General features: G+C 53.3%; 27 protein-coding genes. 23 read left to right on the top strand and 4 right to left on the bottom strand.

Annotation, left to right across the window (positions count from 1 at the left end; all coding sequences use genetic code 11):
- Positions 1–41 precede the first annotated feature (41 nt).
- The 15 genes from OEV59_02055 (at position 42) to pgl (ending at position 14,787) form a co-directional block, all read left to right on the top strand.
- Positions 42–365 carry a hypothetical protein gene (locus OEV59_02055; GenBank protein ID MDH4226528.1) on the top strand — a complete coding sequence of 108 codons (324 nt, stop codon included), beginning with the start codon at positions 42–44 and terminating at the stop codon, positions 363–365.
- Positions 366–446: 81 nt separating this feature from the next.
- A complete protein-coding gene (locus tag OEV59_02050) occupies positions 447–1,580 on the top strand; it encodes an aminotransferase class V-fold PLP-dependent enzyme (protein ID MDH4226527.1) in 1,134 nt (377 codons plus the stop codon).
- A gap of 5 nt (positions 1,581–1,585) precedes the next feature.
- The gene (gene tsaD, locus OEV59_02045; protein ID MDH4226526.1) at positions 1,586–2,584 is read left to right on the top strand and encodes a tRNA (adenosine(37)-N6)-threonylcarbamoyltransferase complex transferase subunit TsaD; all 999 of its coding nucleotides are present in this window, start codon (positions 1,586–1,588) and stop codon (positions 2,582–2,584) included.
- A gap of 6 nt (positions 2,585–2,590) precedes the next feature.
- Positions 2,591–3,820, top strand: coding sequence for a CapA family protein (locus OEV59_02040; protein MDH4226525.1), 1,230 nt, complete (start codon positions 2,591–2,593; stop codon positions 3,818–3,820).
- Positions 3,820–4,635 (top strand): 16S rRNA (adenine(1518)-N(6)/adenine(1519)-N(6))-dimethyltransferase RsmA, encoded by an 816-nt coding sequence (gene rsmA, locus OEV59_02035; GenBank protein MDH4226524.1) that lies wholly within the window; start codon positions 3,820–3,822, stop codon positions 4,633–4,635. Before OEV59_02040 ends, rsmA begins: the two co-directional genes overlap by 1 nt.
- A 43-nt stretch (positions 4,636–4,678) precedes the next feature.
- Positions 4,679–5,323 (top strand): deoxynucleoside kinase, encoded by a 645-nt coding sequence (locus OEV59_02030; GenBank protein MDH4226523.1) that lies wholly within the window; start codon positions 4,679–4,681, stop codon positions 5,321–5,323.
- Positions 5,324–5,467: 144 nt separating this feature from the next.
- Positions 5,468–6,268 (top strand): 3-methyl-2-oxobutanoate hydroxymethyltransferase, encoded by an 801-nt coding sequence (gene panB, locus OEV59_02025; protein MDH4226522.1) that lies wholly within the window; start codon positions 5,468–5,470, stop codon positions 6,266–6,268.
- Positions 6,269–7,141: a pantoate--beta-alanine ligase gene (panC, locus tag OEV59_02020; protein ID MDH4226521.1), complete on the top strand. Its 873-nt coding sequence runs from the start codon at positions 6,269–6,271 to the stop codon at positions 7,139–7,141. It abuts the gene before it with no gap.
- A gap of 11 nt (positions 7,142–7,152) precedes the next feature.
- The gene (locus OEV59_02015) at positions 7,153–7,530 is read left to right on the top strand and encodes an aspartate 1-decarboxylase (protein MDH4226520.1); all 378 of its coding nucleotides are present in this window, start codon (positions 7,153–7,155) and stop codon (positions 7,528–7,530) included.
- A complete protein-coding gene (locus tag OEV59_02010; protein ID MDH4226519.1) occupies positions 7,527–8,243 on the top strand; it encodes a DUF502 domain-containing protein in 717 nt (238 codons plus the stop codon). The genes OEV59_02015 and OEV59_02010 overlap by 4 nt, the downstream gene beginning before the upstream one ends.
- 74 nt (positions 8,244–8,317) lie before the next feature.
- Entirely contained in the window at positions 8,318–10,333 is a 2,016-nt protein-coding gene (gene tkt / locus OEV59_02005; GenBank protein ID MDH4226518.1) for a transketolase, read from the top strand.
- A 57-nt stretch (positions 10,334–10,390) separates the two neighbouring features.
- A complete protein-coding gene (locus OEV59_02000; GenBank protein ID MDH4226517.1) occupies positions 10,391–12,130 on the top strand; it encodes a glucose-6-phosphate isomerase in 1,740 nt (579 codons plus the stop codon).
- A 30-nt stretch (positions 12,131–12,160) separates the two neighbouring features.
- Entirely contained in the window at positions 12,161–13,063 is a 903-nt protein-coding gene (gene gnd, locus OEV59_01995; GenBank protein ID MDH4226516.1) for a decarboxylating 6-phosphogluconate dehydrogenase, read from the top strand.
- 18 nt (positions 13,064–13,081) lie between these two features.
- Positions 13,082–14,050 (top strand): glucokinase, encoded by a 969-nt coding sequence (glk, locus tag OEV59_01990; GenBank protein ID MDH4226515.1) that lies wholly within the window; start codon positions 13,082–13,084, stop codon positions 14,048–14,050.
- A 2-nt stretch (positions 14,051–14,052) separates the two neighbouring features.
- The gene (gene pgl / locus OEV59_01985; GenBank protein MDH4226514.1) at positions 14,053–14,787 is read left to right on the top strand and encodes a 6-phosphogluconolactonase; all 735 of its coding nucleotides are present in this window, start codon (positions 14,053–14,055) and stop codon (positions 14,785–14,787) included.
- 77 nt (positions 14,788–14,864) lie between these two features.
- Here pgl and OEV59_01980 read toward each other — a convergent pair whose 3' ends face one another.
- Both OEV59_01980 and OEV59_01975 read right to left on the bottom strand, forming a co-directional pair.
- A complete protein-coding gene (locus tag OEV59_01980; protein MDH4226513.1) occupies positions 14,865–15,518 on the bottom strand; it encodes a hypothetical protein in 654 nt (217 codons plus the stop codon).
- A 35-nt stretch (positions 15,519–15,553) separates the two neighbouring features.
- A complete protein-coding gene (locus tag OEV59_01975) occupies positions 15,554–15,901 on the bottom strand; it encodes a hypothetical protein (GenBank protein MDH4226512.1) in 348 nt (115 codons plus the stop codon).
- Between the two features lie 238 nt (positions 15,902–16,139).
- On the opposite strand from OEV59_01975, the gene aspS reads away from it, so the two are divergent.
- From aspS to OEV59_01935, 8 genes are all read left to right on the top strand, one after another.
- A complete protein-coding gene (aspS, locus tag OEV59_01970; protein MDH4226511.1) occupies positions 16,140–17,933 on the top strand; it encodes an aspartate--tRNA ligase in 1,794 nt (597 codons plus the stop codon).
- 53 nt (positions 17,934–17,986) lie between these two features.
- Positions 17,987–18,601 (top strand): hypothetical protein, encoded by a 615-nt coding sequence (locus OEV59_01965; GenBank protein MDH4226510.1) that lies wholly within the window; start codon positions 17,987–17,989, stop codon positions 18,599–18,601.
- Positions 18,602–18,727: 126 nt separating this feature from the next.
- Positions 18,728–19,279, top strand: a complete 552-nt coding sequence (locus OEV59_01960; GenBank protein ID MDH4226509.1) for an RNA polymerase sigma factor — start codon at positions 18,728–18,730, stop codon at positions 19,277–19,279.
- The gene (locus tag OEV59_01955) at positions 19,276–21,417 is read left to right on the top strand and encodes a von Willebrand factor type A domain-containing protein (GenBank protein ID MDH4226508.1); all 2,142 of its coding nucleotides are present in this window, start codon (positions 19,276–19,278) and stop codon (positions 21,415–21,417) included. Before OEV59_01960 ends, OEV59_01955 begins: the two co-directional genes overlap by 4 nt.
- A gap of 285 nt (positions 21,418–21,702) precedes the next feature.
- The gene (locus OEV59_01950) at positions 21,703–21,993 is read left to right on the top strand and encodes a co-chaperone GroES (GenBank protein ID MDH4226507.1); all 291 of its coding nucleotides are present in this window, start codon (positions 21,703–21,705) and stop codon (positions 21,991–21,993) included.
- Between the two features lie 39 nt (positions 21,994–22,032).
- Positions 22,033–23,688 carry a chaperonin GroEL gene (gene groL, locus OEV59_01945; GenBank protein MDH4226506.1) on the top strand — a complete coding sequence of 552 codons (1,656 nt, stop codon included), beginning with the start codon at positions 22,033–22,035 and terminating at the stop codon, positions 23,686–23,688.
- Positions 23,689–23,825: 137 nt separating this feature from the next.
- Positions 23,826–24,482 (top strand): endonuclease III, encoded by a 657-nt coding sequence (locus OEV59_01940; protein ID MDH4226505.1) that lies wholly within the window; start codon positions 23,826–23,828, stop codon positions 24,480–24,482.
- 4 nt (positions 24,483–24,486) lie between these two features.
- A complete protein-coding gene (locus OEV59_01935; GenBank protein ID MDH4226504.1) occupies positions 24,487–24,855 on the top strand; it encodes a hypothetical protein in 369 nt (122 codons plus the stop codon).
- An 11-nt stretch (positions 24,856–24,866) separates the two neighbouring features.
- Here OEV59_01935 and OEV59_01930 read toward each other — a convergent pair whose 3' ends face one another.
- Positions 24,867–25,700 (bottom strand): hypothetical protein, encoded by an 834-nt coding sequence (locus OEV59_01930; protein ID MDH4226503.1) that lies wholly within the window; start codon positions 25,698–25,700, stop codon positions 24,867–24,869.
- Positions 25,701–25,708: 8 nt separating this feature from the next.
- Positions 25,709–26,623, bottom strand: a complete 915-nt coding sequence (locus tag OEV59_01925; protein MDH4226502.1) for a metallophosphoesterase — start codon at positions 26,621–26,623, stop codon at positions 25,709–25,711.
- Positions 26,624–26,692 lie beyond the last annotated feature (69 nt).

Genomic DNA, 26,692 nt, shown 5'->3' with positions numbered 1-26,692 from the left:
TAGAGAGGTTTTGCTTTACCGCGCCCTTTTTCGGCGTTATAATGCCGGGCATGAACAGATGGGTAAGTGTCATAATAGCGTTTATTTATCTTTCGATAATCGCGGCAGCATTTTTCATGGCTGCTTCCGCGCCTTCGGTCCTTACGAAGGCCAAGGGGCTTGCAAGGTTTTCTCTTGGCGCCTTTTTCATGGGGTTCATGTTCTTTCTCTACACGCGCCTTGCGGCTATCAAAGTGGGCAGGCCGTTTTCGCTCGGGATAAACTTTCTTCCCGATACCATGAAGCTCGTGTTCAAGCTCTCGTGGTTCCTTATGGCATTCGGCTTTTTCGTGCAGCTGATGCTTCTTACGCTTCCCAAGAAATAACGGCGGCAGGGGCGTTTTGCGCCGCTATCTTTTTATAACCCCTTCATTGCCTAAACGTCCGTCAAATGGTACTATTATCCGATGATATACTTAGATAACGCGGCAACGTCATATCCAAAGCCCGAGGCAGTGTATGCCAGGGCAGACTACGTCCTAAGGAACGTCGGCGGCAACCCGGGAAGAGGCTCGCACAAGATGGCGCTTGACGCCATGCGCGAGGTCTTCAAGGCGCGCGAGGCCGTTGCAAGGCTGCTTGGCATAAAGGACTCCTCAAGGCTCGTTTTCACCAAGAACGCAACAGAGGCCATAAACGCCGCCATAAAGGGCGTGATGAGCGGCGGCGGGCACGTCATAACGAGCTCGTTTGAGCACAATGCCGTTTTGAAGACGCTTCTCTCCATGAAGAAGCGCGGCGTCATAACGCTTACCGAGGCAGCAGGTAAGAGGCCCGGGTTTCTCGATGCCTCTGACATCGAGGCGCTTATAACCGATGAAACAGAGCTTGTGGTCATCACGCACGCGTCAAATGTATTTGGCGAAATACTTCCGGTAGAGGAAATCGCAAAGGCATGTAAAGAGCACGGCGTAATCTTCATGACCGATGCTGCGCAGACCGCGGGGGCTATCCCTATGGACCTTTCCGGTTCATCTATCGACATACTTGCGGCAACAGGGCATAAGGCGCTCTTCGGGCCACAGGGCACCGGTATACTTTATCTAAGGGACGGCATAGAGATAGAGCCCTTCATAGACGGCTCAACAGGCGCCGAGACAACTGTCCTTAACATGCCGGAAAAGCTCGAGGCAGGCACAGTAAATACTCCGGGCATCGCAGCCCTTGGCGCAGGCGCTGCCTTTATCATGCAGGAGGGCGTTACCGGCATACGAAAAAAGGAAGAACGTTTTGTCGGGATAATCCTAAAGGAACTGGCCTCTATAAAGGGCATCAGGATACTGGGACCAATGGACGCTGCAAAGCGCGCCTCGCTTGTGTGTTTTACAATAGACGGCATTACTGCCAATGACGCAGGTGTCGTGCTCGACAGAGAGTTCTCCATCATGGTAAGGTGCGGCACGCACTGCGCTCCTGCCGCGCACAGGGTTGCGGGCACATTCCCCGAGGGCGCAATCAGGGTCAGCCCCGGGTACTTTAATACCGATGCCGATATCGAGGCTTTCCTGAAGGCAGTGAAGGCAGTTGCCGCGAAGGGGTAGAAGGTATGCTAATCCTTGCCATAGAATCATCGTGTGACGACATGAGCGCCTCGGTTGTGAAGGACGGCAGGGTCGTTGTGTCAAACGTTGTTTCCTCCCAAAACGACATTCATAACAAATACGGCGGCATAGTGCCGGAGCTTGCCTCGAGGCGGCACATAGAGACAGTCGTGCCGGTAGTGGAAGAAGCGCTTTTTAAGGCAGGCGTAAAACTATCCGACGTCGAGTGCATAGGCGTTACATCCGGCCCCGGGCTCGTTGGGTCGATACTTGTCGGCCTTACCTTTGCAAAGGCGGCCGCTTATGTGGCAAAGAAGCCGCTTATTCCCGTAGACCATATAAAGGCGCACGCGCTCTCGGCCTTTATCTCAGATAAGGAAGGCGCGGCGGCCCCTGAGTTTCCGTTTGTCTCGTTCGTTGTCTCGGGCGGGCACACGACACTTTTTCTTGTCGAGGATTTTACGAAGATGAGTGTGCTTGGCGAGACAAGGGACGACGCAGCAGGCGAGGCATTTGATAAGGCCGCGAAGCTGATGGGCCTTGGATACCCCGGAGGAGTTTTGATAGACCGTCTTGCCAGAAACGGCGATAAGGCCGCGTACTCGTTTACAAAGCCGCGCATCAAGAGCGGGGCCCTTGAGTTCAGCTTTAGCGGACTTAAGACCGCCGTGCTCCTCGAGGTGCAAAAGGCTTCGGAGGTAAACGACGAATTTCGGCGTAACATGTCCGCGTCTTTTCAGGAGGCGGTTGTGGATGCCCTTCTCGATAAAGCGTTTCGAGCTGTGAAGGAAACCGGCGTAAAGAGCCTTTCCATCGCAGGCGGCGTTGCCTGCAATTCGAGGCTTAGGGAAAGGGCAGCGGAGCTTGCCTCGGGCGTGGACATAGGGCTCTTCATACCGCCGCCAAAGTACTGCACCGACAACGCCGCGATGATAGGGCACATGGCATATAGGCTTTATAAGGAAGGAGTAACGGCAGGGCTCGAGCTGAATGCTGAGCCGTAAGTCAAGATGCGTTTACTCTATGCTTCGATAGTTTTTATTCTGCTTTGCGCCCCACTGGCGTCGCGCGCGGCTGACAATGCCGTAAAGAGCTCCTCTGGCAAAAAGGCCGAGGACATCACCTTTATCGCCGTTGGCGACATAATGCTCTCGCGCGGCATTTTGAGGATGACAGAAAAGCTCGGCAACGATTACCCGTTCTCCGAGGTTTCTACGGAGCTTAACAAGGGAGATATAGTTTTTGGCAATCTCGAGAGCGTTCTCGGAGTAAAAAGGACCAAGACGTATTTTCAAAAGCCGTTTAACTTTATCGCCCCTCCCGAGAGCGTTCTTAGTCTCAAGGACGCCGGGTTTACGGTGCTTAGCCTCTCTAATAATCACGCCATGGACTTTGGCCCCGAGCCAATAGATGAGACCAGGATACTTCTTGGCGCTGCCGGCATAGCGTACTTTGGCGCGGGACAGAACGCGTCCGAGGCAGCAGAGCCGGTGTATGTGACCGTAAAGGGCGTGAAGTTCGCATTCCTTGGTTATGCCATAGCGCATGACAGCAAGGTCTACGCGACATCTTCGAGGGCCGGCATTATCTCGCCGTGGGACCATGACAGGATAAGGCGCGCGGTAAAGGAAGTGCGTAAGAATGCCGACGTGGTGGTTGTTTCGCTTCACTGGGGCGTTGAGTATAAATTGTTGCCGGAGAAGTCGGACGTCAGACTGGCACATAAGATAATAGACTGGGGCGCGGACTTGATCCTTGGCCACCATCCGCACGTGCCTCAGGGTGTAGAGGAATATAAGGGAGGGCTCATAGCCTATAGCCTTGGCAACTTCGTATTCGACCAGAGAAAGCCCGATACGCTTCTCGGGCTCATGCTGAAGATACAGTTTTCGGGAAGCCGCATGCTGTCCTACGAGGTCGTGCCTGTATCCAGACATACGACATTTTTCCCTGCCGTTGCCAATGGAAGCGAAAGGGACAGGATACTGGGCAAGCTGATGGATATATCAGTGCCGCTTTACGCATCTGCCAGGTGGCGCGGCGTGAAGGATAAGAAGGCGGTAAAGGGCGAAGTTATGGCCGTGAAAACCGATAATGCCGCGCCAGGCGCCAAGGCAGCCGTTGAAGAGGCAGGCGGGGCAGGGGAGGCGGGTACGGAGGCTTTGAACAGGGTTTCTTCCGATGTCGTGCGTTTTGCCATGGCAAGCGGCGCGGCCGCTTCGCGTAAAACATCGCTGTGATGCTAAAGAAGAAATACGGCCAGCACTTTCTCGTAGACCCGAATATCGTAAGAAAGATAATCGGCGCAGCCCTGCCGCTTGACGAAGCCACTGTGCTCGAGGTCGGCCCCGGCGACGGAGCGCTTACCTCGGCTCTTTTAGCCGAAGGCGCGCTTGTGACTGCGGTCGAGATAGACAGAGACCTTGCCTTCATGCTAAAAAAGAAGTTTTCAGGGGTAATGGGCTTTTCCCTTGTCGAGGCCGATGCCTTGAAAACGGATTTTACGGCCCTTGCAAAAAAGGCCGAAGCCAGGTTCAAGTGTGTTGCCAATTTGCCGTATAATATTTCCGGCCCGCTCCTGATAAAGTTTACCGAGGAGCGCGATGCCTTCTTAGAGCTGATACTGATGTTCCAGAAGGAGGTGGCGGAGAGGCTCGTTGCCGCGCCTTCAACGCCGGAGTACGGGTCGATAACGGCTGTGGTCGGGGCCTTCATGGAGGTTAAGAAGTTATTCGACGTTTCTCCAAACTGCTTTAAGCCCAGGCCCAAGGTCTGGTCAACGGTTTTAAGGGTAAGGCCCCTCGAGAGCCCGCTTGTAGGGGCCTCTCTGGAGCCGGTATACAGGAAGGTCGTTCGGGCCGCGTTTGGGCAGAGGAGGAAAACGCTTGCCAATGCCCTTAAAACGCTCGGGCTTGGCGATGAGGTTATAAGCGAGGCGCTAAAAGGCGCAGGCATCGACCCCAAGAGGCGCGGCGAGACGCTCGATGTAGCCGAATTCGCGCGCCTTTCCGAAGAGGTGTCGGCGTTTTTGGATAGCGCCGTTGGCGGAAAATAGCGTTCTTGACTTTTCGGGCTTCCATGCGTTATCCTGAGTTTTTATGAATAAGGCAAGATATATAGCCCTTGAAGGGCCCATAGGGGTCGGAAAGACCAGCTTTGCCGAACTTCTTGCAAAGGAGCTTGGCGGAAGAGCCATGCTCGAGGGCGTTGACGACAACCCGTTTTTAAAGCAGTTCTACGGTGACAGGAAAAAGTACGCCTTTCAGACGCAGCTTTTCTTTCTCCTTAGCCGCTACCAGCAGCAAAAGGAGATTGCGCAGGCAGACCTCTTTAAGAGCTCTGTAGTGTCGGATTATCTTTTTTCGAAGGACAGGATTTTCGCGTATCTCAATCTTGACGAGCACGAGCTCTCGCTCTACGAGCAGGTATACAGGCTTCTTGACGCGAGCCTTCCGAAGCCGGATATGGTAATATACATGCAGGCCTCGACAGAGGTGCTAATCGAGCGCATAGCAAAAAGAAACAAGGACTATGAACAGGGAATATCGGAGGAATATCTAGAGCGGCTTGTCGACGCGTATAACAAGTACTTTTTCTATTACACGGACACGCCGCTTCTGGTCGTTAATACGACCGAGATAGATTTTGTAGAGAACCCGAGGGACTTATCCAACCTTATAAAGGAGATAAAGTCCATGAAGGGTGGCACGCAGCACTACATACCGCTTGGATCGAAGGCTTAGGCGAAAGGCCAAGTCATAGACCGGGACGGAACTCGAAGGATTTTTGTTCGATGCGCTTTGGCGTCTTTCGATGCCGTGCGTTTTCGCCTTCCGGTTTTGTCCGGAAGGCTTTTTTATTTGGCGTGTCTAAAAGAGGAGACGGGTGTGAAGAAAATAACGGTTAGCGACATACTGAAATATAAAAAGGACGGTAAAAAGATAGCCGTGCTTACGGCTTACGGCTTTCAGACGGCGAGGATTATCGATAACGCGGGCATCCCTGTCGTCCTTGTAGGCGATTCAGTTGGCATGGTAGAGGCAGGCCATGAGACCACACTTCCGGTCACCATGGACGAAATGATATATCACGTAAGGAGCGTTTCAAGGGCCTGTAAGGACGCCTTCGTGGTCGCGGATATGCCGTTTATGTCGTACCAGCCTTCTGTTGAGGAGGCCTTAAAGAACGCAGGGAGGTTTCTAAAGGAAGCAGGCGCTGACGGTGTAAAGGTCGAGGGCGGAGTGAGGTCTGCCGCCGTTATAAAGGCAATGGCAGAGGCAGGCATTCCGGTGATGGGGCACGTGGGGCTTACGCCGCAGTCCGTGCTTACCATGGGCGGATATAAGGTGCAGGGCAGGACAAAAGAGGCTTCAAAGGAAATACTTGCCGACGCAAAAGCAGTCGAGGATGCGGGGGCGTTTTCCATGGTGCTCGAAGGCATTCCCTCAGAGCTTGCAAAGACGATTACGAAGGAGCTTTCCATTCCGACTATCGGCATCGGCGCAGGTGTCGGCTGCGACGGGCAGGTGCTTGTCCTAAACGATATGCTCGGCATGGACTTGGAGAAAACAGCGCCGAAGTTCGTCAAGCGTTACGCCAACCTCGACGAGGTTATAAGCAAGGCCGTTACGCGCTATAAGGACGATGTAGAGGCCGGAAAGTTCCCTGACGAGGAGCATTCATATTAGATGAAGGTGATAGACACAGTAGGCGGGATGCGCTCTTATTCGGCCGCGCAAAAGAGAGAGGGCCAAACGCTCGCTTTTGTGCCGACCATGGGGTATCTGCACGAAGGCCACCTTGAGCTCGTGAAGGTGGCAAAGGGGCTTTGCGATAAGGTCGTGGTTAGCGTGTTCGTAAACCCTTTGCAGTTCGGGCCAAACGAGGATTTTGCCAGATACCCGAGAGACATCGAGCGGGATAAAAGGCTTTGTGAAGGTTCAGGCGTGGACGCGTTCTTTATGCCGTCTGCGGATGTAATGTATCCGGGCGGCGAGTCCGTTGGTACCAAGGTCGAGGTCGAAGGGTTGTCTGAAAAGCTTTGCGGCAAATCAAGACCCGGGCACTTTAAGGGGGTTACGACGGTCGTTACGAAGCTCTTTAACATAGTGGCCCCGGATAAGGCAGTGTTTGGGCTTAAGGATTATCAGCAGCAGCTTATAATAAGGCGCATGGTGGTCGACTTAAACATGGATATAGAGATAGTGTCGGTGCCGACGGTAAGGGAGGCTGACGGGCTCGCGATGAGCTCGAGAAATAAGTACCTTTCTACAGAGGAGAGGCTTGCCGCAAGGGCCATTCCGGCTGCCCTGGACGCGGCCTCCCTGGCCTTTGGGGAAGGGGATAGGAAGGCAGGGGTAATAATAGAAAAGATGAGGAAAATCATGGCGAAAGAGCCGCTCGTCATGGTAGAATACTTGCACGTGTGTTCGCCCGAAACACTCGACGATATCGAGGACATAAAGGGCAGGGCGCTCGTTGCGGTTGCAGTAAAAGTCGGCAATACGAGGCTTATCGATAACCGCGTGCTCGAGGACTCGGGGCCGCGGACAAACCGCTAACGGAGGGAAATATGCAGTACACGATGCTGAAATGTAAAATTCATCGCGCTACGGTCACTGACGCGAACGTTAACTATGAAGGAAGCATTGCCGTTGATAAGACGCTTCTCGAGACCTCGGGCATACTCGAGTTCGAGAAGGTCGAGATATATAATATAACCAACGGTAACCGCTTTCAGACCTACGCCATCGAGGCCCCTTCGGGGAGCGGCACGATATCCATAAACGGAGCTGCCGCGCACCTGGCAAAGCCAGGGGACATAATAATCATAGCGGCCTACGCCGTGATGGAGGAAGTTGAGGCAAGGCGTCATAAGCCGGTGCTCGTGTACGTTGACGAAAAGAACGCGGTAAGGAAAGTTTCCAGCGTCCTTGCCGGGGGCTTATGAAGAAAAAAACAAGGAAGCTTATACGTGATTACTTCGTAACCGGGCTCCTTATAGTAATACCGTTTTATCTGGCGGTTTACGTGCTTAGCCTGATTGTCGGGGCCATGGACTCGCTCCTTAACTATCTGCCGGAGGCATCGAGGCCGGAGACGTACCTTGGCTTCAAGATACCGGGGCTCGGCGTCATATTCACGGTTGTCCTGATATTCGGTGTCGGGCTTGTGGCCAAGAATTTTCTTGGCAATAAGCTTGTTGGTTTAAGCGAATGGATAATCGAGCGGATGCCGATAATGAACTCCATATACAAGGGCTCGAAGCAGTTTTTGGAGACGTTTTTTTCGAAGGAGTCGACCGGATTTCAGAAGGTCGTCCTGGTCGAGTACCCGCGCAAAGGCATGTACGGCATGGGGTTTGTTACAGGAAAGGCAAAGGGCGAGGTGCAATATAAGACAAAGGAGGATACGGTGAATGTGTTTATCCCGACAACGCCGAACCCGACCTCCGGGTTTTATTTTGCGGTTCCGGAGCGAGAGATCATAGAGCTCGACATGAGTGTAGAGGATGCGTTTAAGCTCGTCATATCCGGAGGCATGGTGGTGCCGCCCTACGACCCTCTTCATCCGCCGGTAAGAAAGAAGGCCGACGATGACGATGATGACGATGATGAGGAAAAGGGCAATGCCGCTGCCGACACCGTAAAGAAGGATAAGTAAGCCGGCAACGCTACCGGGCCTTGCTTTTTGCGATTTATTGAGTAGACTTTAATATTATTTTCGAGAGGGGTATGATGGAAAATAAGAACAATCACATTGACGAGCTTTGCATAAATACCATACGTTTTCTCTCCGTGGACGCGGTCGAAAAGGCCAAGAGCGGGCACCCTGGCATGCCCATGGGGGATGCCAAGATGGCATATGCGCTCTGGAAAAAGTTTCTACGCCACAGCCCGAAGAACCCGAAATGGGCAGGAAGGGACCGCTTTGTTCTCTCTGCCGGGCACGGCAGCATGCTGCTTTACTCTCTTTTGCATCTTACAGGCTACGATCTTACAATCGATGACTTGAAGAATTTTCGGCAGTGGGGAAGTCACACCCCAGGGCATCCGGAGTACGACTTGAAGCGCGGCATCGAGACAACTACCGGCCCGCTTGGGCAGGGGTTTGCCAACGGTGTGGGCATGGCGATTGCGCAAAAATACCTTGCAGACCGCTATAACAAGCCAGGCCACAATCTGTTCGATTACTTTATTTATGCCATAACGAGCGACGGCGATTTAATGGAGGGCGTATCGAACGAGGCCGCGAGCATCGCAGGGCATCTCGGGCTCGGGCATATAGTGTATTTATATTCCGATAATAAGATAACCATCGAAGGCTCTACCGATATCGCCTTTACCGAGGATGTCGGGAAAAGGTTCGAGGCCCTTAAGTGGCACGTTGTCAGGGCCGATGGTAATGACCTTGACGGTATCACGCACGCAATAGACGAAGCGAGAAAAGAGAAGACCAGACCTTCGCTCGTAATAGTGAGAACGAACATAGGGTTTGGAAGCCCCGCTAAGCAGGACTCGAGCGAGGCCCACGGCTCGCCGCTTGGCCCTGATGAGGCAAAGGCAGCGAAGAAGAAGCTTGGGTGGCCTGACGACGCCCCTGAGTTCCATGTGCCACAGGAAGTAGCAAAGGCCATGAACGCGGCAGTTGAAAAGGGCGAGTTCCTTGAAAAGGAATGGAACTCGAACTTCCATCATTATGAAAAGGCATTCCCTGAGCTTGCCAAGGAAGTGAAGGCCATTTTATCGGGAAACTTCGATACGGGCTGGGAATCGGATCTTCCGAAGTTTAGCGCAAAGGACTCGGCCGTTGCGACAAGGAGCGTTTCTGGAAAGGTGCTCAATGCCATTGCAAAGAAGACGCCGTTCCTGATAGGCGGTTCGGCAGACCTTGCGCCGTCAAACAATACTTTTCTAAAAGATATGGGCGTGTTCGAGCCCGGCAAGTCCGGCAGGAATATCCATTACGGTGTGCGCGAGCACGCAATGGGCTCCATAATGAACGGCATTGCCCAGGGCGGCATACTTATTCCCTACGGCGGAACGTTTCTCGTGTTCTCGGATTACATGAGGCCGGCAATACGCGTTGCCGCGCTCTCGGGCTTCCACGTTATATACGTGTTTACGCACGATTCGATCGGCCTTGGCGAGGACGGCCCCACGCACCAGCCAATAGAGCACCTCTCTGCCTTGCGTGCCATGCCAAACCTTACGGTACTAAGGCCTGCTGACGCGGTTGAAACGGTCGAGGCATGGAGGATAGCGCTTAAGAGGAATAAGGGCCCCGTGGCGCTCTCTCTTACGAGGCAGAACCTTCCTGTGATAGACAGGGAAAAATACGGCAAATCAACCGTTGCAGATATTGCCAGAGGCGGCTACGTCATAGCGGGCGCCGACTCAACCCCCGAGGTCGTGCTTATTGCAACAGGCTCGGAGGTGGAGATAGCGCTTGGAGCCTACGATAAGCTCCAGGCAAAGGGCGTTAAGGCCAGGGTTGTCAGCATGCCGGCAACCAATATATTCGATGAGCAGGATGAGGCCTACAGGAACTCGGTACTGCCGCCGACGGTAAAGACGCGCATTGCCATAGAGGCCGGGTGCACGCACGGATGGCATAAGTACACGAGCAGCCACGGCGAGGTAATAGGAATAGACAGGTTCGGGGCTTCGGCGCCGTACAAGACGATATACGAAAAGCTCGGGCTGACAGCGGATAATGTCAGCACCCGGGCGCTTAAGCTTCTTGGCAAGTAAAGCGTAGCACAGGGCATAACAGCACCATACACCTTTTTTGGGAAAGGGGCGGCTTTGATGGGCGGTTTCGACGACCTTGGCGGAAGCAGGGCGCGCTATAATCTCGGGGCGCCGGGTTCTTTGGCAAAGACCGCTGTAAGCGGCCTTGTGCGAAGGGGGTTTCTTCGAAAACTCTGGGCAAAGGACGCCTCTCTCTGGAAAAACACCCCGGAACACGCGGCAATCATAGAAAACTCGCTTGGCTGGCTAGTTGTGCCGGGGCTGATGAAGGTAAAGGCAGACGAGCTCACGGCATTTGCCGAAGAGGCGCGTAGCGCCGGGTTTACCGACGCCGTGCTTCTTGGCATGGGAGGATCGAGCCTTGCGCCACTGGTATATAAGGATATTCTAGGCGTGCGGCACGGCTTTCTTAGGCTCCATGTGCTCGACTCGACCGACCCCGCTGCAATAAGGCGTGTCGAGAAATCTGTAAACGCCGCAAAAACGCTTTTCATAGTCGCAAGCAAATCCGGCACCACCATAGAACCAAACTGCCTCTACGAATATTTCCTCGACAAGGTAAAGAATGTAAAGGGCAAGGGCGCGGGAAGTAACTTTGTCGCCATAACCGACCCGGGCACGGTGCTCGAGTCCCTTGCCAGGAAGGCGGGGTTTAGAAAGACCTTCGTAAACCGCTCTGACATAGGCGGGCGCTACTCCGCGCTTTCTTACTTCGGCCTTGTGCCTGCGGCGTTAATCGGCGTTGACATAAAGAAGTTTTTATCCTCCGCGCTTCAGATGCTCTCCGAATGCTCTCCCGGAGTTAAAGAGGTATTTAGCCCGGGTGCGGTTCTCGGAGGGGCGCTTGGCGGGCTTGCCAAGGCCGGAAGAAATAAGGTGACGTTCTTTCTTGCCCCCGAGCTTGAGAGCTTTTCTCTCTGGCTCGAGCAGCTCATAGCGGAAAGCACGGGTAAGGAGCGTAAGGGCATCGTTCCTGTAAGCGGCGAGCCGAGGGTTACAGAGGCCGCGTACTCATCTGATCGCGTGTTCGTTACAATAGGGCTAAAGGGCAAAAAGGAGCCGGGAGCCGCGGCCTCTCTCATAAAAAGGAGGCAGCCGGTCGTTTCCATAACCCTTGACGACGCCTACGATATAGCGGGAGAAATGGTAAGGTGGGAGGTTGCAACCGCTGCGGCAGGGTCTATACTCGGTATAAACCCGTTTGACCAGCCCGACGTCGAAGACGCGAAGAAGAGGGCAAGGGCAGTGCTCGGCGATTTCGAGAAAAATAAGGCCTCCGGCATACCGTATAGAATGATACTCGACGATAAGGATATGGCTGTTTATATAAACAAGCCCGGCCAGAGGATAACGGGTGTGGGCAGAAAGCCCAAAGACGCGTTGAAAAAAATATTTACCTCGCTTAAAAAAGGCTCGTACCTGGCGCTCCTGCCTTATCTTGATATGGACGACGCGGCTCTTAAGGGGCCGCTTGATGCCGTGAGAAAGGCCGTGCTGCTAAAGACCAAGAAGACGACCCTTTTCGGCTTTGGCCCGCGCTACCTGCATTCCACAGGGCAGCTCCATAAGGGCGGGCCAAGGGGCGGCGCGTTTTTCTTTATGATATCGGATGGCGGAGTGGATGCGTCAATACCCGGGAAGGCGTATTCGTTTGCCTCACTCGAGAGGGCGCAGCTTCTTGGCGACATGGACGCTCTTGGCGCAAAGGGCAAGGCCGCGGCGCTCTTTGTTTTGAAGGGTAAGGTGGCGGTCTCGCTGGAAAGCGCAGCCGCGCTTATTAAGGCCGCGCTTAAGTAGGTTTTCTTTAGCATACGAACGGAGGGTTTTATGCGTATTGCCATGGTCGGGCTCGGCAGGATGGGCATGAACATGACCAAGCGGCTGCTTCTTGGCGGCCACGAGGTCATCGCCTATACGAGAGATAAAAAGAAAATCGAAGAGGCCGAAAGAAGCGGCGCAACAGGGGTGGCTAACCTGAAGGAACTCGTAGACGCTTTGAAGCCGCCGCGCATCATATGGATGATGGTCCCTGCGGGAGAGGCAACCGAGGAGATGATACGGGGGCTTAGAAAGCATCTTTCAAAGGGTGATATACTCATAGACGGCGGAAACACCTTTTATAAAGACGACATCAGGCGTTATGGCGATTTACTCGAGGACGGCATCAACTATATGGATGTCGGCACGAGCGGCGGCATCTGGGGCCTGGAGGTCGGCTATTGCCTGATGATAGGCGGCGAGAAAAAGGACTTCGATACATTAGAGCCTGTGTTTAAAACCCTTGCCCCGAAGGACGGCTACCTGTACTGCGGCCTGCCCGGGGCAGGGCACTTTGTGAAGATGGTGCATAACGGCATCGAGTACGGCCTTATGCAGGCATACGGCGAAGGGTTCGAGATAATAAATGAGTCTCGCTATAAAGACGGCGTTGACTTATCGAAGGTGGCCGGGCTCTGGAACCGGGGAAGTGTCGTGAGGTCGTGGCTTCTCGAGCTTTTAGAAAGCGCGCTTACGAAAGACCCGGGGCTAAAGAACATAAAGGGCTATGTCGATGATTCGGGCGAAGGTAGATGGACGGTGAACGAGGCGGTCGAGCTTGGCGTGAGCGCGCCTGTGATAACCGAATCGCTTTTCAGGCGTTTTAGATCGAGGCAGGAGGATTCCTTTGGAGAAAAGGTGCTTGCCGCGCTAAGGCAGGAATTTGGCGGCCACGCAGTAAAGAAAAGTTAGTTTTCTCTATCCCTTACCATGAAACCGCGCGTTATAGCATTTGACATAGGCGGAACAAAGACCAATGCAGCTGCCTTTGGAATAGACAAGAAGGGGCGGCTCATCGAGCTTGTGTTCGGGAGGTTTAAGAATTCCGAGTTCGGGAGTGCAGAGGCTGTGGTGCGCGCGTTTCTTACCCTTGTGCCAAAGACCGAAAGCCTGGCCATTGCCGTTGCCGCGCCCGTAAATAATAACCGCGCTGTTCTTGTCAATATCGACTGGAAGATAGATGCCAATGTAATAGCGAAAAAGTACGGCTTTAAGCGAGCAGTTCTTCTAAACGACCTTGAGGCCGCTGTAATTGGTGTTGGCGCGCTTAATGTCTCCGATTTCTCGGTGCTTCAAAAAGGCAGGGCAAGGCAAGGCAATATCGTCATGGTAGCTCCAGGCACGGGGCTTGGTGAGGCCGCTCTTGTCGGCACGTGTTGCACGGTCGTTGCAACTGAGGGCGGGCACGCGGACTTTGCGCCGCAAAACAAGACAGAGGATGCGCTACTTTTGTTCCTTAGAAAAAAATACGGGCACGTGAGCTATGAAAGAGTGCTTTCTGGTAGAGGCATAGGCGATATCTATGATTTTCTAATGTCCGGAAGGGAAGTCCCTCCTCGAACAAAAGAACGTTTTAATGTAGACGATAAGGCAGCCGTGATATCCGGCGAGGCCATGCGTAAGGGCGGCGACAAGGTATGTAAAAAGGCGCTTGAGGTCTTTATGTCGGTGCTTGGCGCCGAGGCAGGGAACATGGCTCTAAAAACGCTTTCAACAGGAGGCGTGTTCATTGGCGGAGGCATCGCGCCAAAAATCATCACGGCGCTAAAAAAGGACAAGGCCTTTATCCGCGCTTTCCACGCCAAGGGCAGGTTCAGGGCCTTTATGAAGGATATTCCCGTTAAGGCCGTTATGAACGACAAGTGCGCGCTCTACGGCGCCGCTCTATCAGGGCTTTAAAGATGAGGCTCGTGGTTTCAAAGGACATCGACGGTTTAAGTAATAAGGCGGCAGAGTTCTTTTTTGAAAAGGCAGTGGCTGCCATAGAAAAGAGTGGGCGTGTTGCAGTTGCACTGTCTGGCGGTTCAACCCCGGTTCTCTTGTACAGGCTTCTCGCGTCAAAGGAAAACGCAGGGCGAGTTGATTGGAATAAGGTTCACTTCTTCTTTGGCGACGAGAGGTGCGTTGCGCCTGGTAGTAAGGACAGTAATTTCCGTATGGCCAATGAGGCGCTTTTCCTGCCGCTTGGCATAAATCAAAAAAACATACACCGTATAAAGGGCGAGGAAGAGCCGGCAAAGGCCGCTGCCATCTACGAGGCAGAGGTAAGGGAGTTTTTTTGCGCGGACCCCAAAGAAACGCCGCGCTTCGACCTCGTGCTGCTTGGGCTTGGCGAAGACTGCCACACGCTTTCCCTATTTCCAGGCACAAAGGCGTTAAGTGAAGATAAGCGGCTTGTTGCCGGAAATTACGTAAACCGCCTTGATTCATGGCGCGTGACCGCTACATTTAGCCTTACCAACGCTGCCCATGCGGCCGCGTTTCTCGTAAGCGGCGAAGTTAAGGCCGGAGCCCTTAAAACGGCCCTTTCAAAGGACGTGTCCATAGCCGACTGTCCGGCCTCCGGCATACGGCTTTCTGAAGGCGAGCTTGTATGGTTTACGGACGAGGCAGCGGCCTCGCTTCTAAGGGCTTGAGAGCAGGATAAAAAAAGGGGCGGCTTCATGCCGCCCCTTTTGTATTTTATCTTAATGCGTAGAGGTTTAAGCCTGTTTTACTTCTTTTTCTTTGCCGGGGCTGCTGCTGGCGCTGCGGCCTCTGTCTTTTTGGGTATGTGGCACCTTGCGCAATCCTTAAGCTCGAAGGCGACCTTGCCGTGACACTTTCCGCACCACTCTCCCTTGGCAATGCCCGCCATGTTCATGTTGTTCGTGCCTGCCGCAGGGATGAATATCGCAGGGTGGCAGTTGTCGCAGGTGAACCAGTACGTGTGTATGGAGTGAGGGTATTTCACGTCACCTACCGACGGTGTCTTGCTCTTTATTATGACGTCCATGTCTAGAGGCGGCATGTCCTCTCCGCCGTCGAGCGAGCCCTTTGGCGATATGGCGCCTGAGTTTACGAGCTTTACCCAGTCGGCGTTGCCGTATTTGTCCTTCGGTATGCTCGGGTCGGAAAGCGCTATTACGTGCGTTACCGGCGCCTTCTTCGACGGGTCGCCTGTGCCCGCGATGTTTCCGGCCTTGTCGAGGTAGAGTACGCTATTGGGGTTTTTCGGGTCCACCACCGGCGATACGTTTGGGTCGGCCTTTTTCTGCGCTGACACGGCCTCGTTTACCGGAGCGTAGGCGATGTATCCTGCAACGATAAAGGCGAAGGCAAGGAGCGCCGCCTTAAGAGAAAGAGATCTGTTGATTTTATCCTTCATTATAAAATTCCTCCTTGGATTGGCTTTTGCGCGAGTTACTTTGCTGCGCCTTCATACGAATGGCACTTTGCGCAGTCGAAGGCCGCCCATGCTATATTGCCGTCGTGGCACTTTCCGCAGAACTTGCCTTCCATTATGAGCCCCATGTTTATGTCGTTGGAGCCCTTCTTCATTATGAATATCTCTTCGTGGCACACCTTGCACTTGAACCTTATCCTGTGGAACCAGTGCGGGAACACGACCTGGTTGACGCCGCCGGCCTTTACCGCCTCGGCCTTGCCTTCCATTACGATGTCGCCGTACTCGGCCTCGGACGGGCTCGGCATGAGAAACGCGCCAAGGATGCCGGCCAAGAGAAGCGCTAAAAATATTTTTGTCTTCATTAAATATCCTCCTTCTTATTTATAAACAATCGAATATCTTAGTTTTTTATTTCCGGCAGGGAAGCAATAGTGCCCCTATTATATCCAGACATACGGGTCTTTTGTCAAGCTAAAAATACTGCTTTGCCGATTGCAATGAAACCGGATATTATGGTATATAATTAGGCTTGGTATGGCGGTGTGCCGGTCTTGTTTCGGTCTTGGCCGCCGTAAATAGAGTTTGTGCGGAGGTATTGCCTTGGAAAGTCTCGGAGGATGGAAAAGGAGTTGTTACGCTGCCGATTCGGCCGCGTTAAAGGCCGGCGACACGGTAACGCTGATGGGCTGGGTCCAGCGTAGGCGCGACCACGGGGGGCTGATATTCGTGGATATGCGCGACAGAAGCGGCCTGGTGCAGCTGGTGTTCAATCCGGAAGAGCAGCCAGATGCGCATAAAAAGGCGCATTCCATACGTAACGAGTTCGTCATCGCGGTAAAGGGCGCTATATCGCCGCGCCCGGAGGGCACCGAGAACCAGGAGCTTAAGACCGGAAAGATAGAGGTAAAGTGCTCGGAGCTTAAAATCCTTAGCGATGCCGCAACGTTGCCGTTCATGGTCGAGGATGACACCGATGCCGGAGAGGACGTGCGGCTAAAGTATCGCTATCTTGACCTTAGAAGGCCAAAGCTCCAGTTCAACCTCATGCTAAGACACCAGGTCGCCATGATAGCGAGGAACTACCTCTCTGCCAGGGGTTTTCTCGAGATGGAAACCCCGATGCTAACAAAGAGCACGCCCGAGGGCGCAAGGGACTTTCTCGTGCCAAGCCGCTTAACCAAGGGCGCGTTCTTCGCTCTTCCCCAGTCCCCGCAGATATTCAAGCAGATACTAATGATATCGGGGTATGACCGTTACTTTCAAATCGTAAAGTGCTTTCGAGACGAGGACCTTAGGGCAGACCGCCAGCCCGAGTTCACGCAGATAGACGCGGAGATGAGCTTTGTCGAGAAAGACGACGTCATCGAGTGTATGGAAGGGCTGATGGCAACGGTCTTTAAGGAGGTTATGGGTGTGGAGGTAAAGTTGCCCATACCGAGGCTTAGTTACGCAGACGCTGTGGGCAGGTTCGGTCTCGACGCGCCTGATACGCGTTTTGGAATGGAGCTTAAGGATTTAACCTCCATAGCAAGGGGCTGCGGCTTGAAGGTCTTTGCCGAAGTCGCAAGTTCCGGAGGACTTGTAAAGGCCATAAATGCTTCCGGCGGAGCAACTTTATCCAGAAAGGACCTTGATGACCTGACGGCATTTGCGGCGGTGTACGGCGCAAAGGGGCTTGCGTGGGTGAAATTGACTGACGAAGGCTGGCAGTCGCCTATTGCAAAGTTTTTTAAGGACGATGAAAAGGCCGCGATAGAAAAGACGCTCGAGGCAAAGAAGGGAGATCTGCTTCTTTTCTCCGCAGATAAGCCAGGTATCGTAAACACCGTGCTCGGAAGATTAAGGCTTGAGATGGCAAGAAGGCTTTCCGTGCTTCCGAAGACCGGCTATAACTTCGTCTGGGTAACGGACTTTCCGATGTTCGAGTATAACGACGACGAAAAGCGTTTTCAGGCCATGCACCATCCCTTTACCTCGCCGCTTGACGAGGATGTCGACAAGCTCGACTCCTCCAACAAGGACGGCATGCTTTCTGCCAGAGCAAAGGCCTACGACCTTGTGCTAAACGGAAGCGAGATAGGCGGAGGCTCGATAAGGATACATTCGAGTGCTGTGCAGTCGAAGATATTCGGGCTTCTCGGCATAGGAGAAGCAGAGGCAAGGCAGAAGTTCGGCTTCCTTCTTGACGCGCTTAGCTTCGGCACGCCGCCGCACGGCGGCATAGCATTTGGCCTCGACCGCCTGATAGCCATAATGACTGCAAGCGAGTCGATTCGCGACGTCATAGCCTTCCCAAAGACCCAAAAGGGCTTTTGCCCCATGAGCGAGGCCCCGGGCGAGGTCGATAAAAAGCAGCTTGATGAGCTTTCCATAAGGGTTACGAAGAAGGATTAAAAGGCCTTTTGGGTTACAGGCAGGGGACAGGCGCTTATATGGGGATTCGAGGTTTGCTGGCTGCTATATCTGCCGGGTTGATTTTTTCGGCTGCCGTGGTTTGTTACGGCGAAGAGCCGCCTGCAAACAGGTTTTCAAATGCCGCAGCCGGGTTCTCGATAGAAAAGCCGCCGTCCTGGCGGTTTCTTTCATCCGAAACGATAAAAAGGAACAGGGACCGCGTCAGGCTCGGCGACGAGGAGACCGATAAAAAGATAAAGGAAAAAGCCGAGGCCCCTCTTGTCGTCATGGTAAAACATGACGATGGCTACGAGAGCTTGAATACTTCGGCGCAGGTCATCATGGTGCCGCTTGGCGCTGTTTCCGGTAAGGGGGCAAAGGAACTGCTCACCATGCTCCTTGATAAATACGAGGACGTGTTTTATGAGTTTTCCATATTAAGCGGGGTAATGGATTCGACCGTGGATGGCATGACTGCCGCGGTGGCAGAGGCCGCGTACTCGGTATTCACTAACGATGGCAGAAGCTACAAGACCTTTATGCGCATATACCTTGTTCCCAGAGGGTCCTCTGCGTTTGTTATATCATTTATGGGCCCGCAGACCGGCACCGACACCTTTAACGAAGATTTCTTTGGCATAATAGAGTCGGTAAAGATTAAGCGTTAGTGGCGAGCCCGCCTTTGGCCTTTCTAATATCTTGAAAAATAAGGGATTTCGGCGCTGTCGCGTCGCCTCCAACAAAAAATCAAAGGTTTTCCTTTTTCACGCGTCCAATATACGGAGCTATAGCCGATGACAGGGGTCTCTGACATAGAGCTCGTAAAAATGGCCGCCTCGGGCGACAGGGAGGCGTTTGGCCTCTTTGCCGAGCGCCACTACGGGCTTATCTACCGTACTGCCTTCAAGTGGTCCGGCGTAAAGGCAGACGCAGAGGACATTACCCAGGAATCCCTTATGAAGCTTGCGAGATCGATAGACACCTTCAGGAGCGAATCGGACGTAAAGACCTGGCTCTACAGGGTTACCGTTAACGCGGCAAAGGATTTTCACAGAAGGAATTCGGTTAAGAGAAAGTATGAGGAAGCGTATGTAAGCGAGAGCCTCGGCGCGTCAGCAGCCGATGAGGGTATCCCTGAGAGAAGCGAGGAAAAGGACGCGCTCATGGCTGCGATAGGCAGGCTCTCGGATAAACTAAAGGACGCGCTCCTTTTGGTTGTAAGCGAGGGGCTTAGCCACGCAGAGGCGGCGAAGGTTCTCGGGTGCGCCGTTACGACAGTTGCCTGGCGCGTGTTCGAGGCAAAGCGCAGGCTCTCGGAGATGCTTGAGAAAGGGGCCGGGGCATGAAGAAGAGCGACATAGAAAAATTGCTAAAGGATATGAACGTGCCGCTTCCGGACGACAAGAAGAAGGACGAAAGCATAAAGGCTGCGATGGAGGAATTCGACGCCGCGAAGAAAAGGTCGAAGGCTGCCAAAGCTTTTGAGGACGAGGAGCGTCCAACGGGTATAAATAAATTCTTTGGAGGTATACCCGTTATGAAGGCGCTTACAGGCATGGCAGCAGCAGTACTGGTTCTGGTCGTAGGGTTTGCGTTCATTATGCCGCAGTTTAAGTCAGGTAAAATAGTTACGGTTGCAAGCGCTCCGGCAGAGGTCGATGTAAAGAGGCCGTCTACGGTAGCGTCTGCCCCGGAGGCAAAGCAGGATGCGCCGCTTCGTTATCCGGCAGGCGATGTGGGTAAGCAGGTTTCCGTACCGCCGTCTGTTGCCGTGGCAAAGTCTGCTCCGCCTGTGCCGGCAGATAAAGAGATTCACGGTGTTGTCGCGCCAAAGGCGGATTTTGCGGCAGGCGAAGGTCGTGGAGACATAAGCATGGATGAAATGGCTACGGAATCTATGGATGCCAAGGTTTCGTCCGCAGCTCCTTTTGCGGATTCGCGGGCAAAGGTCGGCTTGCTTGCGAAGAAGGAAAAGGTGGCGGGCGATGAGGGCCGACATTATCTGATGTCGCCGTCTACAGTGCCTGTTGAGGCAAAGCCGCAGTATTATAAGGATGAAGGCAGAAATAAGTTCGAGCACAAGGAAATAAACCCGGTAAAAGTCGCAAAGGACGAGCCTGTCTCGACCTTCTCCATAGACGTTGACACGGCATCCTACGCATTCGTAAGACGCAGCATTCGCGAGGGCCATTGGCCCCAAGCTGACGCAGTGCGCACAGAGGAACTCATAAACTACTTCGACTACGACTACGAGCTTCCGGGCAGCAGGTCCAAGCCGTTTTTGCCCAATGTTTCCGTGATGCCCTCTCCTTGGGACAAGGATAAAAAGCTCGTGCACATAGGCATAAAGGGCTATGACATCGTAAGCAGGGAAAAGCCGAGGGCCAACCTTGTGTTTCTTGTGGACGTGTCGGGCTCCATGAACAGCCCTGATAAGCTTCCGCTTCTCGTAAGCTCTCTAAAGCTCCTTGTCGGAGAGCTTGATAAGAACGATACCGTTGCCATTGCCGTGTACGCAGGAGCAGCCGGCGTTGTGCTTGAGCCCACGAAGGCAGCGGAGAAGACAAAGATATATAATGCACTCGAAAGGCTCCAGGCCGGCGGCTCGACAGCAGGCGGAGCGGGCTTAAAGCTTGCGTACTCGCTTGCAGAGGAGAACTTCGATAAGAAGGCCGTCAATAGAGTGATACTCGCAACAGACGGAGACTTTAACGTCGGCATAACGAATACGAACGAGCTTCAAAGCTACATCGAGAATAAGAGGGAAACGGGCGTGTATCTCTCTGTGCTCGGTTTTGGCGAGGGCAACTATAACGACGAGCTCATGCAAAAGCTCGCGCACTATGGTAACGGCAACGCGGCCTACATAGATACAATAGACGAGGCAAGAAAGGCGCTTGTCGAGGAGGCTGCCTCAACGCTCTTTACGATTGCCAATGACGTAAAAATCCAGATTGAGTTCAACCCGGCTATGGTCGCGGAGTACAGGCTGATAGGGTACGAAACAAGGATGCTAAACCGCGAGGATTTCCGTAACGACAAGGTCGATGCAGGAGACATCGGAAGCGGTCATGCTGTGACGGCCATATATGAAATCACGCCCGTTGGCTCGAAGGCCGCGCTCGTAGAGCCGCTTCGCTACGGCTCGGATGAGGGCGAAGGCAAAAAAATCAGTGGAAACAAAACCGACTATGCGTATCTTAGGCTGCGCTATAAGGTCCCTGGTGAAAAGACCGGGCGCGAATTAGAGAAGGCCATCACCGTAAAGGATGAAGCGCGGACAGTCGAGGCTGCGCCTGTTGAGTCGAGGTTTGCAGCATCTGTTGCGGCATTTGGCGAGATACTTAAAGGCGGCAGGTATACTGGTGATTATACGCTCGAAGACGTTGCAAGGCTTGCCGCGTCCTCAAAGGGCGAAGACAAGTCCGGGTACAGGGCTGAGTTCGTAAAGCTTGTGAAGCTCGCGGCAAAGACAGCAAAATAGGCGTCTTCTTCTGCGCCCTCCTCCCCGCAGCTGCCGGGGCGGCCTTTGAGATGGAAAACAAGGCTGCCCCGGCAAGTTTTTTGTCAACATGTTCAAAAAACCACTCTAAAATCAGCAACTTGGCAGGCTTGCCGCCCGTCTGCCAAAATACCCCTTGACAAAAGCAGTTACTGACCCTATATTTGTTAAGGCTTTCCCCGCACGAGTGCGGCTTCGCCCCATTATCTATCGTGGGGCGGTTTTATTTAAGAAAAATAGCACATAAATCAAAAGGAGGAAAATGTAATGAAGATCAGACCGCTACATGACCGCGTGATAGTGAAAAGGCTCGCGGAAGAGGAAGTGACAAAGGGAGGCATCATCATCCCGGATACCGCAAAAGAGGCCCCGGCAGAGGGCACGATTATCGCAGCAGGCCCGGGCAAGTCGGATGAGACCGGCAAGGTCACCCCGCTTAACGTCAAAAAGGGCGACAAGGTGATATTCTCCAAGTACGCGGGCACGGAAATCAAGGTGAAGGGCGAAGAGCTCCTCATAATGAGGGAAGAAGACATCCTCGGCGTTGTCGAGGGCTAAGGTTTTTTTAAACCATATAATCCAAGGAGGGAACTTCAAATGTCAGCAAAAGAAATCATCTTTGGCCAAAGCGCCAGGGGCGCAATTCTACGCGGCGTAAATATTCTGGCCGATACCGTAAAGGTAACGCTTGGGCCCAAGGGCCGTAACGTCGTAATCGAGAAGAGCTTTGGCTCCCCGGTCATCACAAAGGACGGAGTCTCGGTTGCAAAGGAAATAGAGCTTGAGAATAAGTTCGAGAACATGGGCGCGCAGATGGTAAAGGAAGTAGCGAGCAAGACAAGCGACATCGCCGGAGACGGCACCACCACCGCGACAGTCCTTGCGCAGGCAATTTTTCGCGAGGGCAGTAAGCTCGTTGCCGCAGGCCACAACCCGATGGAACTTAAGAGGGGCATAGAAAAGGCCGTAGAGAGCGCAACAGACAGCCTTAAAAAGCTTTCCAAGCCGATTAAGGAGAAAAAGGAAATCGCGCAGGTCGGCACCATATCCGCTAACGGCGATACCACAATCGGCGAAATCATAGCCGAGGCAATGGATAAGGTCGGCAAAGAGGGCGTTATCACAGTCGAAGAGGCAAAGGGCATGGAAACAGTGCTCGACGTTGTCGAGGGCATGCAGTTCGACAGGGGATACCTTTCTCCCTACTTCGTGACCGATGCAGAGAGAATGGAGTGCGTGCTCGAGGACGCCTTCATCCTCATTAACGAGAAAAAGATTTCCAGCATGAGGGACCTTCTCCCCGTGCTCGAGAAAATCGCGAAGCTTGGCAAGCCCCTTGTGATTATCGCCGAGGACGTCGAGGGCGAAGCGCTTGCCACCCTCGTCGTAAATAAGCTTCGTGGCACGCTCCACGCGGCAGCTGTAAAGGCCCCTGGCTTTGGCGACAGGCGTAAGGCCATGCTCGAGGACATAGCAGCTCTCACAAACGGCAAGCTCATTGCCGAAGAGCTTGGTATAAAGCTCGAGACTCTCGACATAAAGGACCTTGGCAGGGCAAAGAGAGTGGTAATCGACAAGGAGAACACCACAATCATCGACGGCGCAGGCAAGAAGGACGTAATCGACGCCAGGGTTAAGCAGATAAGGGCGCAGATAGAGGAAAGCACCTCTGACTACGACAAGGAAAAGCTCCAGGAGAGGCTCGCAAAGCTCGTTGGCGGAGTTGCCGTAATAAATGTCGGCGCTGCTACCGAAACAGAGATGAAGGAGAAGAAGGCCAGGGTCGAGGACGCTCTTCACGCAACAAGGGCAGCTGTTGAGGAAGGTGTTGTTCCTGGCGGCGGTGTAGCGTACCTTCGTGCGCTCGAGGCAGTTGAGAAGATGAAGCTCGAGGGCGATAAGCAGTTTGGCGTGAACATCGTAAGAAGGGCCCTTGAGGAGCCGATACGCCAGATAGTTGCCAACGCAGGCGGCGAAGGCTCCATCGTTGTCGAGAAGGTAAAGGGCGGTAAGGGCGCATTCGGCTTCAACGCCGCAAGCGAGGAGTACGAGGACCTCGTGAAGGCGGGAGTCATAGACCCGACCAAGGTATCGAGGATAGCGCTTCAGAACGCGTCTTCAATAGCCGGGCTGCTTCTCACCACCGAGGCCATGATTGCCGAAAAGCCCAAGGAGGATAAGGGCGGCATGCCGGGCGGTATGCCTGGAATGGGCGGCATGGGCGGTATGGGCGGCGGCATGGACATGATGTAAGTAAGGTACCGCGAAACCTTCCAAGGAAGGTTTCGCGGTAAGCAGAATATAGAAGAACGGATAATTTGAGGGAACCTTTCTTAGAGGAAGGTTCCCTCTGTTTATTTTAGCAGTGCGTGTATGATAGAATTTACCGTATGCGCAATGCCGACCTCATAAAAGTTTTTTCCATCCTTAAAAAAGAATACTCACGGCTTAAGACACCGGCCGTTACGGTCGTGTCCGAAAGGACAAAAGACCCGTTTCGCGTGCTCGTGTCATGCGTTATAAGCTTGAGGACAAAGGACGATGTTACGGCAAGAGCGTCGGCAAGGCTCTTCGAGAGGGCAAAGACTTTGGCCAAAATGGCAGCACTTACGCCCGTAGTAATTGAAAAGCTCATCTACCCGGCCGGGTTCTACAGGACAAAGGCAAAGGTAATAAGGAATCTTTCTCTTGATATAATCAAGAAATATAACGGCAGTGTGCCGGATTCAATCGATGAGCTTCTCACCCTTAAAGGGGTCGGCAGAAAGACCGCTAATCTTGTCGTTACGCTGGGTTTTGGCAAGCCCGGTATCTGTGTTGACGTGCATGTGCATCGGATTACGAACCGTTGGGGTTATGTGAGGACGAAGAACCCGGAAGCAACCGAGTTTGCGTTAAGGAAGAAACTGCCGGGCCGTTACTGGATACCGATTAACGACTATCTTGTCGCATACGGGCAAAATATTTGTACTCCTGTTAGCCCGCGCTGCTCGGAGTGCGCAATATTCAAATACTGTAAGCGCGTAGGGGTGGGGAAAAGGAGGTAGCTAGGTGACCAAGATAGTTTTTATAATAGCATTTGTTCTATATGCGGGTTTTGCCGTGGTTATTATTGCGGACGACGTAGCCTGCTTTCGCATGGTTACGTGCCGCGTTCTTGCCCGTATGTTTTCGTGGGCCGCGCTTAATATGGTTATCCCTGTGGCGCTTTTCTTTCTGGGGTATGAGATTGTATGGGGCCTCGGTGTGCTTTGTGTCGCGGCCTCTGTATTCGCGCTCGTAGAAAGATTTTTCATTGCCGCAACCCGTAGCCTCGACGTGCCCATAACCCCGCCAAAGCGCTTTGCAATTTCGGCCGCATGCTGCTTTGGCTTGAGCTTTGCCCTGACGCTTGCCCTTCTTTTGACCTTCAAGGCCTGATAGGGTTTTATCTAAAAGACAGCGGATACGCCGACGAAGTATCCGTTTAGCGGCTCTCTCGTGGTCGTCATCCAGTGGTATCCTGCGCGGAGCATGACGTAGCCAAGTCCTGCGTTTATAGAAACGTCGCCCTCTGCAGTATGGTTGCCGTTTATGGTGTACCACACGGGCCGCACTTCGATGCCAATGTCCTTTATAGGATATATGAGAACGCGGGCGGTAAAGGAATGCCCTGTGTTTGTTTCGGTGCCTTTGATTCTGACCGAGCCGAGCCCTATGTCGGCTTCTATCTGCGGCAGAAAGAGCATGCGAAAGAGGCCGTGTTTTTTTGTGATAACAAGAGAGTGGGATGGCGCGTTTTCATTGTAAAAGGTTTTTTGTATCTCGAAGGCAAGGGGGCCGAACCCGGCCTCTGCCCTGGCGTCTATTGCCGAGATATTTCCCGGTATGTAGCCGCGGTTTACGTCGAGCCGCAAAAATGGGACAACGCTCTCTCCGAAATCCCGTGCGCCGTCCGAGGCAATATCGGTAAGGTCAGAGCCTGCCGCGTAATCAAGGCTTCCTGCTCCGCCGTATATAAGGGCGGCGACGGTTGCCGTAGCTATTATCGCTGTGGCGCAGAGTTCTGGTAAAGCGTAGCATAAACTGCTGTCTTCCGATGACGCGACAGACATGCTAGTAGCGTTGATGTCCACGGAGCCCTGGTTTTCGGACTGTGCGTGCGTGTGTGAGGTGGCGCTTTGCTCGAAAAGTTTAAGTCTGTCGCCTGCCGAAGCCTCGTGGGGCAGCGAAAGCGCCAGGCAGATTGCCGGTATCAGCAGGATGGTAAGTGCGCGTGTCGTCATGCAGAGCCTTAGCGGTGCGGCTTTATTTCAAAGGAATCTATCTCGCTGCCTTTAAAGTCTATGGCCTGTATCCTTAGCAGGTCTTTTTCAACTGTTACCTTGAGAAAATGAAAGGTCTCGACGAATTTGACCGAGAACTTGTGCGGCGGTCTCGGTTTGTTGTAGAGCATTGCTCCGCCTCCTCCTGTTACAATGTGCGTAACCTGGCCGTCTTTTGAGCGTTCGTAGTCGTGGTCGTGGCCGGAGAGCACAAGGGAGACGTTGTTTTTTTCGAATATAGCGTGAAGGGCTTTTGTTACCGTTTCGGTATTGCCGTGAAAACCGCTTGAGTAGAATGGGTGGTGCATGACCGCTATCTTGAATGCGGCCCTTGAATTTTTAAGCGCAGTCTCCAGCCATTCGAGCTGTTCTTTGTCGCCTTCTTCTATCGTGTTAGAGTCGAGCATGAAGAATTCGATATCCCCGGCCTTTATCGTGTAGTAGCGGTTCGGGAGAGTTAGGAAATACGCTCTGAAGCCCTCGCCGTCGTTTTCTATGTAGTCGTGGTTGCCCGGCACCGGGTAGAAGGGGATGCCCTTTTTAAGGAGCTTTTCGTAGGGCTCTACGAATTTGTCCAGATAGTGTTCCCATTCGCCTGTCATGTAGACGACGTCGCCGGTGTGGATTATGAACTCCGGGGCGGCCTTTAGTATCTCGTTTGCAACCTCGAACTGCTCTTTGTTGCCGGAGCCCGAGTCCCCGACAACGGCGAAGACGAAGTTCTTTTGCGATGTTGCCTTAAGCGTTATCGAGTACGGCGCGTTATCCCTGTAGGTATATTTCCTTATTATCTTTTCCGTGCTGTCTGCAACACATGTAGAGGCGGAAAGGATAACGGCCAAGGCGGCTGTAAGCAGCGTAAGTGATATGCGCGATTTTGTCATAGGGTGTTTTCCATGGCGCTATGTCCTTGATGGCGGTTGTTGGCTGCCGAAAAACACAGAGCGCCGCCT

It is taken from the genome of Deltaproteobacteria bacterium (assembly GCA_029858205.1).
In the GTDB taxonomy this organism is placed as follows: Bacteria; Desulfobacterota; GWC2-55-46; order GWC2-55-46; family DRQE01; genus JAOUFM01.
Note: the sequence above shows the minus strand (reverse complement) of the source record. Positions and strands in the feature narration are given on the sequence as shown.